The organism is Protofrankia sp. Cj3 (assembly GCF_917627355.1).
Lineage (GTDB): Bacteria > Actinomycetota > Actinomycetes > Frankiales > Frankiaceae > Protofrankia.
Map to the genome: position 1 here is coordinate 38,608 of NZ_CAKJTR010000017.1, position 7,523 is coordinate 46,130.

Annotated in this window: 7 protein-coding genes; 4 read left to right on the top strand and 3 right to left on the bottom strand. The window is 70.3% G+C overall.

Features of this window, described 5'->3' with window-relative positions:
* Window positions 1-414: methylmalonyl-CoA epimerase (mce, locus tag MJ783_RS04030; protein ID WP_239308558.1), on the bottom strand; the 414-nt coding region annotated here is incomplete at its 3' end.
* A gap of 142 nt (window positions 415-556) precedes the next feature.
* On the opposite strand from mce, the gene MJ783_RS04035 reads away from it, so the two are divergent.
* Both MJ783_RS04035 and meaB read left to right on the top strand, forming a co-directional pair.
* Window positions 557-1,741 carry an acetyl-CoA C-acetyltransferase gene (locus tag MJ783_RS04035; RefSeq protein WP_239308559.1) on the top strand — a complete coding sequence of 395 codons (1,185 nt, stop codon included), beginning with the start codon at window positions 557-559 and terminating at the stop codon, window positions 1,739-1,741.
* The gene (gene meaB, locus MJ783_RS04040) at window positions 1,738-2,751 is read left to right on the top strand and encodes a methylmalonyl Co-A mutase-associated GTPase MeaB (RefSeq protein WP_239308560.1); all 1,014 of its coding nucleotides are present in this window, start codon (window positions 1,738-1,740) and stop codon (window positions 2,749-2,751) included. The genes MJ783_RS04035 and meaB overlap by 4 nt, the downstream gene beginning before the upstream one ends.
* Before the next feature lie 4 nt (window positions 2,752-2,755).
* Here meaB and MJ783_RS04045 read toward each other — a convergent pair whose 3' ends face one another.
* Window positions 2,756-4,324: a hybrid sensor histidine kinase/response regulator gene (locus MJ783_RS04045; RefSeq protein ID WP_239308561.1), complete on the bottom strand. Its 1,569-nt coding sequence runs from the start codon at window positions 4,322-4,324 to the stop codon at window positions 2,756-2,758.
* A gap of 233 nt (window positions 4,325-4,557) precedes the next feature.
* Between MJ783_RS04045 and MJ783_RS04050 the strand changes: the two genes are divergently transcribed.
* Together MJ783_RS04050 and MJ783_RS04055 are read left to right on the top strand one after the other, a co-directional pair.
* Window positions 4,558-4,929 carry a thiamine-binding protein gene (locus MJ783_RS04050; protein ID WP_239308562.1) on the top strand — a complete coding sequence of 124 codons (372 nt, stop codon included), beginning with the start codon at window positions 4,558-4,560 and terminating at the stop codon, window positions 4,927-4,929.
* 174 nt (window positions 4,930-5,103) lie between these two features.
* Window positions 5,104-6,105, top strand: a complete 1,002-nt coding sequence (locus MJ783_RS04055; protein WP_239308563.1) for a tetratricopeptide repeat protein — start codon at window positions 5,104-5,106, stop codon at window positions 6,103-6,105.
* A gap of 108 nt (window positions 6,106-6,213) precedes the next feature.
* Here the strand turns inward: MJ783_RS04055 and glgB are convergent.
* The coding region (gene glgB / locus MJ783_RS04060) for a 1,4-alpha-glucan branching enzyme (protein ID WP_239308564.1) at window positions 6,214-7,523 on the bottom strand (1,310 nt) is incomplete at its 5' end.

The following is a 7,523-nucleotide window of genomic DNA, read 5'->3' on the forward strand; positions in this document are numbered from 1 at the left end:
GACAGCCTGCACCAGTTCGGTGAGGACGCCGCCGGTGTCCTTCGGATGCAGGAACGCGATGCTCGCGCCCATCGAACCGTGTCTCGGCCGCTTGTCGACCAGGCGGACGCCCTGCTCGGCGATGGCGGCCAGGGCCTTCTCGACGTCGTTGACGCCGTAGCCGATGTGGTGGACGCCCTCGCCGTTGCGGGCGAGGAACTTCCCGACCGGGGAGTCCGCCCGGATCGGCTCGAGCAGCTGCACGTACGAGCCGCCCGGGGCGGCGTCGGCCACGAGGAGCATGGCCTCACGGACGCCCTGCTCCTCGTTGGTCTCCGTGGCGGTCACCGTGAGCCCGAAGGTCGTCTCGTACCACGTGATGGCCTTGTCCAGATCCCGGACGGCAATGCCGACATGATCGATTCTTGTGAACATCGCGGACTCGGATCCCCTCTCGCGGGTATGTCTCGCGGGTATGCCGCGATGCTGCCATACCCGCACCGCGCCGCGCGGGGGCATCTGACGCAAGATCACGTTATTGTTGCAGAACACGCAGTCGTCTCCCGGGAGGCCATCCATGCCTGGTTCCGTCATCGTGGCCGGCGCGCGGACCCCGATCGGCAAGCTGTCCGGCGCTCTGAAGACCTTCTCCGCCGTCGAGCTCGGCGGGCTCGCGATCAAAGCTGCCCTGGCGCGCGCGGGCATTGGCGGCGATCAGGTCAATTATGTGATCATGGGCCATGTGATCCAGGCTGGCCAGGGCCAGATCACCGCTCGGCAGGCCGCGGTCCGGGGCGGAGTCCCGATGAGCGTGCCCGCGATCACGGTGAACAAGGTCTGTCTCTCCGGCCTGGACGCGATCGCGCTGGCCGACACCTACATCGCGAGCGGTGAGTTCGACGTCGTCGTCGCCGGCGGCATGGAGTCGATGACACGCGCGCCGCACCTGCTGCCGTCCCTGCGCGAGGGCGTCCGTTACGGCAACGCCGAACTGGTGGACGCCACCGCCCACGACGCTCTGTTCTGCGCGTTCGATCAGGTGGTGATGGGGCTGGGCACCGAGCGGTACAACGCGGGGCTGGGGATCGGCCGGGCCGAGCAGGACGAGTTCGCCGCCCGCTCGCACCAGCGGGCCGCCGCCGCCATCAAGAACGGCCTGTTCGATGACGAGATCGTCCCGGTCGAGGTGCCGCAGCGGCGTGGCGACCCGGTGTCCGTCGGCCAGGACGAGGGGGTCCGCGGTGACACCACCTCCGAGTCCCTGGCGAAACTGCGTCCCGCCTTCGCCGCCGACGGCACGATCACGGCTGGTTCGGCGTCACAGATCTCTGACGGCGCGGCGGCGGTCGTCGTCATGAGCCGGGCGAAGGCCGCCGAGCTCGGGCTGCCGGTGCTCGCCGAGGTCGGCCACCACGGCTTCGTCGCCGGCCCGGACACCTCGCTGCAGGTGCAGCCGGCCAACGCGATCTCGGCGGCGCTGCGCAAGGAGGGCCTGACCCCCGCGGACGTGGATCTTTATGAGATCAACGAAGCGTTCGCCGCGGTGGGCATCCAGGCCATGCGCGATCTTGGTATTGGCCCGGAGATCACCAACGTCAACGGTGGCGCGATCGCCCTCGGCCATCCGGTCGGCATGTCCGGTACCCGGATCGCCCTCACGCTCGCCCTTGAGCTGCGTCGCCGCGGCGGCGGTACCGGTGCCGCCGGCCTGTGCGGCGGCGGTGGTCAGGGAGATGCCCTCATCCTGCGCGTCCCGGCGTGATCCCGGCTTCGGCGCCAGCGGCCCCGGCCCGGCCGCGTACCGCCTCCGCCGCCGATCTGGTGGATGCAGCGGTCGCCGGTAGTCCGCGGGCGGTCGCGCGGTTGATCTCGTTGGTCGAGGATGCGGCCGGGCAGCTCCGGGAAATCATGGCCCTGCTCGCGCCACGAGCCGGCCACGCACAGGTGATCGGCCTTACCGGCTCCCCCGGGGTGGGCAAGTCGACCTCGACGTCCGCGCTCGTGGCCGCGTTTCGAGCGCGCGGCCTGCGGGTCGGCGTGCTGGCCATCGACCCGTCGTCGCCGTTCACCGGTGGCGCGCTGCTCGGCGACCGGGTGCGGATGCAGGAGCATGCCACCGATCCGGGGGTTTACATCCGGTCGCTGGCCTCACGGGGGCAGCTGGGCGGGCTGTCCTGGGCGACTCCACAGGCGTTGCGGGTGCTCGACGCGGCCGGTTTCGACGTGGTGCTCGTCGAGACGGTGGGGGTGGGCCAGGCCGAGGTCGACATCGCGTCGCTGGCCGACTGCACGCTGGTGCTGCTGGCGCCGGGGATGGGCGACGGCGTCCAGGCCGCGAAGGCCGGCATCCTTGAGATCGCCGACATCCTCGTGGTCAACAAGGCTGACCGCGACGGCGCGGAACACACCTACCGTGAGCTCAAGAACATGATTGCGCTTACCGGGCCCGCGGCCTCCGGACAGGAGTGGCGGCCTCCGGTCCGCAAGACCGTGGCCGCACGCGGAGAGGGCATCGCCGAGGTGGTGGCGGCGATCGCTGATCATCGTGCCTGGATGGTCGGACACGGCGTCCTTGATGCCCGCCGCCGGCGGCGGGCCGCTGACGAGATCGAGCAGATCGCGCTTACCGCGCTTCGGCAGCGCATGGGGGATCTGCGCGGCGGTGATCTGATCGATGGCCTCGCCGCGCAGGTCACCGCCGGCCGGATAGACCCCTACACGGCCGCCGACCGGGTCGTCGCCGCCCTGGGTGCGGCGACGCGCCTCGGCTGAGGGCTCAGCGCGCCGGGTCCGCGGCGGTGAGGTGACCAGCCGCGGCGATTATCGCGGCGACGTCCAGGGGCGCTCCCAGCACGGCCACGGCGCCAGCCTGCCGCAGCCGCACGAGCTCCCGCGGATCGTCGTCCATGGTGAGCACGACCGCGGGTACCCGCCCCGCCCGAGGGTCCGCCGTGAGCGTCCTGAGCAGGTCTTCGGCGCTGCTGTCCGGTAGCTCCCGGTCCAGCAGCACCAGCGCCGGCCGGGCCCGCCGGACGGCGTCGAGGGCGAGAGCGGCCCGCGGCACCGTGACGGTGTCCGCGCCGAGGGAGTTGCGCAGTACATGGGTGACCATTGTTCTGGTCGCGGGATCGCCGCTGATGTGCACGACGCGGAGATGGCCGGCGGGCCGCGACGCCGAGCCCGCTCGTGCGGCCGGGACGGCCGGCACCGGAGCGAATCCGTCGTAATCGTCGTGCCCGTGCCCGTGCCCGTGCCCATGCCCGTATTCGTACCCGTCGAAGTCGTCATCGCTGTCGAAGCGGACGTCGATGGTGTCCAGAACGACCGCGAAGACGCTGCCCACCCCGAAACGGCTTGCCGCGGTCAGGACACCACCCATTGCGGTTACCAGCGCGTGTGACAGCGCAAGGCCCAGTCCACTGCCCTCAACGCCGGTTCGTTCGGCTCCGAGGCGCTCAAACGGCCGGAACAACCGGTCCATGGCTTCGGGCGGGAGGCCGTTGCCGTCGTCCTCGACCTCAATCCGGACCCGGGCTCCGGTGACGGGAACGATACCCACCCGCAGGGTGCCGCCCTCCCGCCCGTACTTCAACGCGTTGCCGACCAGGTTGAGCAGGACCTGCCACAACCTGCGGCGGTCAGCGTCGGCGACCAGCGGCTCGGCTGGCGAGATGACACGGCGGATGCCGCGTTGTTCCGCGAGTGGTTCGACCAGTTCGACGACGCCCTGGACGATTTCCAGGACGTTGACGGGCCCCTTGTTGATGTCCCCGCGCCCGGCCCGCAGCCGGGCCAGATCCAGTACGTCGTCGATGAGGGCCTGCATGTGCCTGCCGCCGGTGATGATGCGCTCCACGTCCTCGTGCAGCTCCGCTGGCAGTGGCTCGAGCTCCAGCAGCTGGGCGAAGCCCAGCACCGCGTTGAGCGGGGTGCGCAGTTCGTGGCCGAGCCGTGCGATGAACTCGTCCGTGGCCCGGGACTCCCGTTCGGCCGCCTCCCGGGCGCGGATGTCCTCGGTGTCATTCGCGACGATCACTACTGCGCCGGACGGGTCGACCCGTACCGACACCAGATACGGCGCCACGTTGCCCGCGGCGTCAACGAGGTCGACGCTTCCGCGCCACTGCCCGGCGCGGGCCAGCGCCCGCGGCACGACGTCGCGCAGCCGGACCTGTGACGAGGGATCGACCAGATCGGCCAGGTCCCTGAGGTGGACCGGCTCCGTGCCGGCCAGCCGTTCACCGAGAAAGGTTCTGGCCGCGGCGCCGGCATCGAGCACACGACCGTCCGCGCCGACCACCACCACCAGGCTGGTCAGCGCGTCGAGGAGGGTCCGTGGAACCACCTATGCCTCGTCGCCCCGTGTTTTCCACTCCACGGCGGGCAATGGTAGGGCGTGCCGTCAGGGAGCGTTGTCCCGGGTTTGGTTGAAGCCTCGGTTGTGCCGTCCGTGGATTTATGATGTCGCGGACCGTAGCATTTTTCTGGCGGAGCGGCCAGTGGGAGATCATGGTTTCCGCGGCGTGCCCAACGCACCCGGGCGACTGGCCCTCGCGGGCCGCGTGGTAGGTGTGAGCCATGCTTGTGGCGTTCAGCGTGACACCGATCGGGACGGGTGAGGATGTCGGCGGCCTGGTCGCCGAAGCCGTGCGAGTGGTGCGTGCCAGTGGCCTGCCCAACGAGACGACCGCGATGTTCACCACGGTCGAGGGGGAGTGGGAGGAGGTCATGCCTGTCGTGCGACGAGCGGTGGACGCGGTTGCCGCCGGATCCGGCCGGGTCAGCCTCGTGCTCAAGGCCGACATCCGTCCCGGGGTCACGGACGCGCTGCGGGCGAAGGTCGCTTCGATCGAGCAGCGGCTGGCCGAGCCTGGCCCCGCCGATGCCCCGACGGGTCTCCCGCGTCCCCCGGGGGCTGCGGGAGACGCGGGCGGGCGGCGGGGAACATAGCGGCAGGGAACACGACTGCCTGTCCCAGGGTTCTTGCCTGGTCGGTGGAGCCGGTCCGGCGGGCCCGGGTCTACTCGGATCACGACATGCACGCATCGTAGGCGCCTGCCACGTAGGCCATGTCCGGTTTCGCTGTTCAGATGCAACGATGGAGTCATGCCACGGAGGTCAACCATGTCACCTGGGTCCCGTTCGTCACGATCAGTACCGCCTGGGTCGAGAAACGCAGCGGCCGGGGATCCACGGCTTCCCAGCGAGCTCGCCAGTCTGCGCTTTGCCGGCGCGGTCCCGCTCGACCCCAAACCCGCGCCGTCGCGATCCTCGGCGGGCGCCGCGAGCACCCGGCCCGGCCCGGCCCGCACCGGGTCCGCGTCCGCGGGGCAGCCCGTCGTCTTGGACGTCACCGAGGCGACGTTCGAGACCGAGGTCCTGCAACGGTCTTTGCAGACCCCGGTGGTGGTCGATTTCTGGGCGGCGTGGTGCGGCCCGTGCAAGCAGCTCAGCCCCGTACTGGAGCGGCTGGCCGAGGCCGACGGCGGGCGCTGGGTGCTCGCGAAGGTCGATGTGGACGCGAACCCACAGCTTGCCCAGGCCGCCGGCGTCCAGGGGATCCCCGCGGTCAAGGCGGTCGTCGGTGGCCGGATCATCGGTGAGTTCACCGGGGCGGTTCCCGAGCCCGAGGTCCGGGCGTGGCTTGACCAGCTGCTGGCACTGGTCGACGAGGCGGTCACGGGCCTGGCGGGCGGGCCGGCGGAGGCCGCGGCCGACGCGCACCACAGCGCCGCTGAGGAGGCGCTCGCCAAGGGCGATCTCGACGCCGCGGCCGACGCCTACCGCAGCCGGCTGGCCGAGGCCCCCGGCGACGCGGATGCGACGCTCGGGCTCGCCCGGGTCGGGCTTTTCCAGCGGGTGGCCACGATCGACGTCACCGGGTTGCGCGCCCGGCTGTCGGCCGACCCCGACGATGTCGAGGCGGCCATCATGCTGGCCGACGTCCTGGTTGCCAAGGGCGAGGTCGAAACGGGCCTGACCCGGCTTGTCGGCGTTGTCCGGCGGACCGTGGGCGACGAACGGGAACGTGCGCGAGCACATCTGGTCAGCCTGTTCGAGGCACTGGGCGATTCCGAGCCGGCCGTCGCGCCCGCGCGCCGCGCGCTGTCAGCCGCCCTCTTCTGATCATTGAGGATGTGGGCGTCGCCAGCTTCCGCCTGCCATCGGTGACAGCTCCGCCGCGTTGGGTGGCGTGGCGGAGCTGTCCGTACCCGGCCGGTCGCTTCTCCCCGGTCAGCTCTGGCCGCTCTGGCCGCTCTGGCCGTTCCGGCCGTCGCACTCGTAGGCCAGCCAGAGGGTGGCCAGCGCGGGCAGGGTCAACCGCACGGATGCGGGCTGGCCGTGATGGGCTGCGTCGATGGCGACCACCGAGCCCAGGTTCCCCAGACCGCTGCCCACGTAGTCGGTGGCGTCGGTGTTGAGGACCTCGCGCCAGCGGCCGGTGAACGGCAGGCCGAGCTGGTAGCTGGAGTGCGGCACACCCGCGAAGTTCGTGACGCAGGCGAGCACCGTACCGGCCGGCCGGCCGGCGGATGTCGAGCCGCTGCCAGCCCAGCGGAGGAATGAGAACACGTTGTTCTCGGCGTCGTTGGCGTCGATCCAGGAGAACCCCTCAGGAGAGGTGTCCTGTTCCCACAGGGCGGGTGTGGCACGGTAGATCCGGTTGAGATCGGTCACCAGCGTGGACACGCCGCGGTGACAGGCGTCATCAAGGTGCCACCAGCCCAGCGAGCGCGCCTCCGACCACTCGGCCTCCTGGGCGAACTCGCCGCCCATGAACAGCAGCTGCTTGCCTGGGTGCGCCCACATGTACCCGTAGAGCGCACGCAGGTTGGCAAGCTGCTGCCAGCGGTCACCGGGCATCTTCTGGAGCAGGGAGCCCTTCCCGTGCACCACCTCGTCGTGGCTGAGCGGCAGGACGAAGTTCTCCGAGTAGGCGTACATCATGGAGAAGGTCATCTGGTGATGGTGGTAGGCACGGAACACCGGTGCCCGCGACAGGTAGTCCAGCGTGTCGTGCATCCAGCCCATATTCCATTTGAAGCCGAAACCCAGGCCACCGAGATGGGTCGGTCGGGTGACACCGGGCCAGGCCGTCGACTCCTCGGCAATCATGATCGCGCCTGGGGCACGCCGGTAGACCGTGGCGTTGGTCTCCTGAAGGAAGGACACGGCTTCCAGATTCTCCCGGCCACCGTAGATATTGGCCACCCAGCCGTCGGCGGGCCTGGAGTAGTCGAGGTAGAGCATGGACGCGACAGCGTCGACCCGCAGCCCGTCTATGTGGAATTCCTCGAACCAGTACACGGCGTTCGCGACCAGGAAGTTGCGTACCTCGGGCCGCCCGAAGTCGAAGACGTAAGTTCCCCAGTCGGGCTGTTCGCCGCGCCGCGGATCGGGATGCTCGTACAGCGGTGTGCCGTCGAAGCGGCCCAGCGCCCAGACGTCGCGGGGGAAGTGCGCGGGAACCCAGTCCATGATGACGCCGATGCCGGCCTGGTGCAGCTGGTCGACGAGATGGCGGAAGTCGTCGGGACCACCGA

Coding starts and splice junctions, on each gene's coding strand:
- MJ783_RS04035 (WP_239308559.1), top strand. CDS start 557: ATGCCTGGTTCCGTCATCGTGGCCGGCGCGCGGACCCCGATCGGCAAG.
- MJ783_RS04055 (WP_239308563.1), top strand. CDS start 5,104: ATGTCACCTGGGTCCCGTTCGTCACGATCAGTACCGCCTGGGTCGAGA.
- MJ783_RS04050 (WP_239308562.1), top strand. CDS start 4,558: ATGCTTGTGGCGTTCAGCGTGACACCGATCGGGACGGGTGAGGATGTC.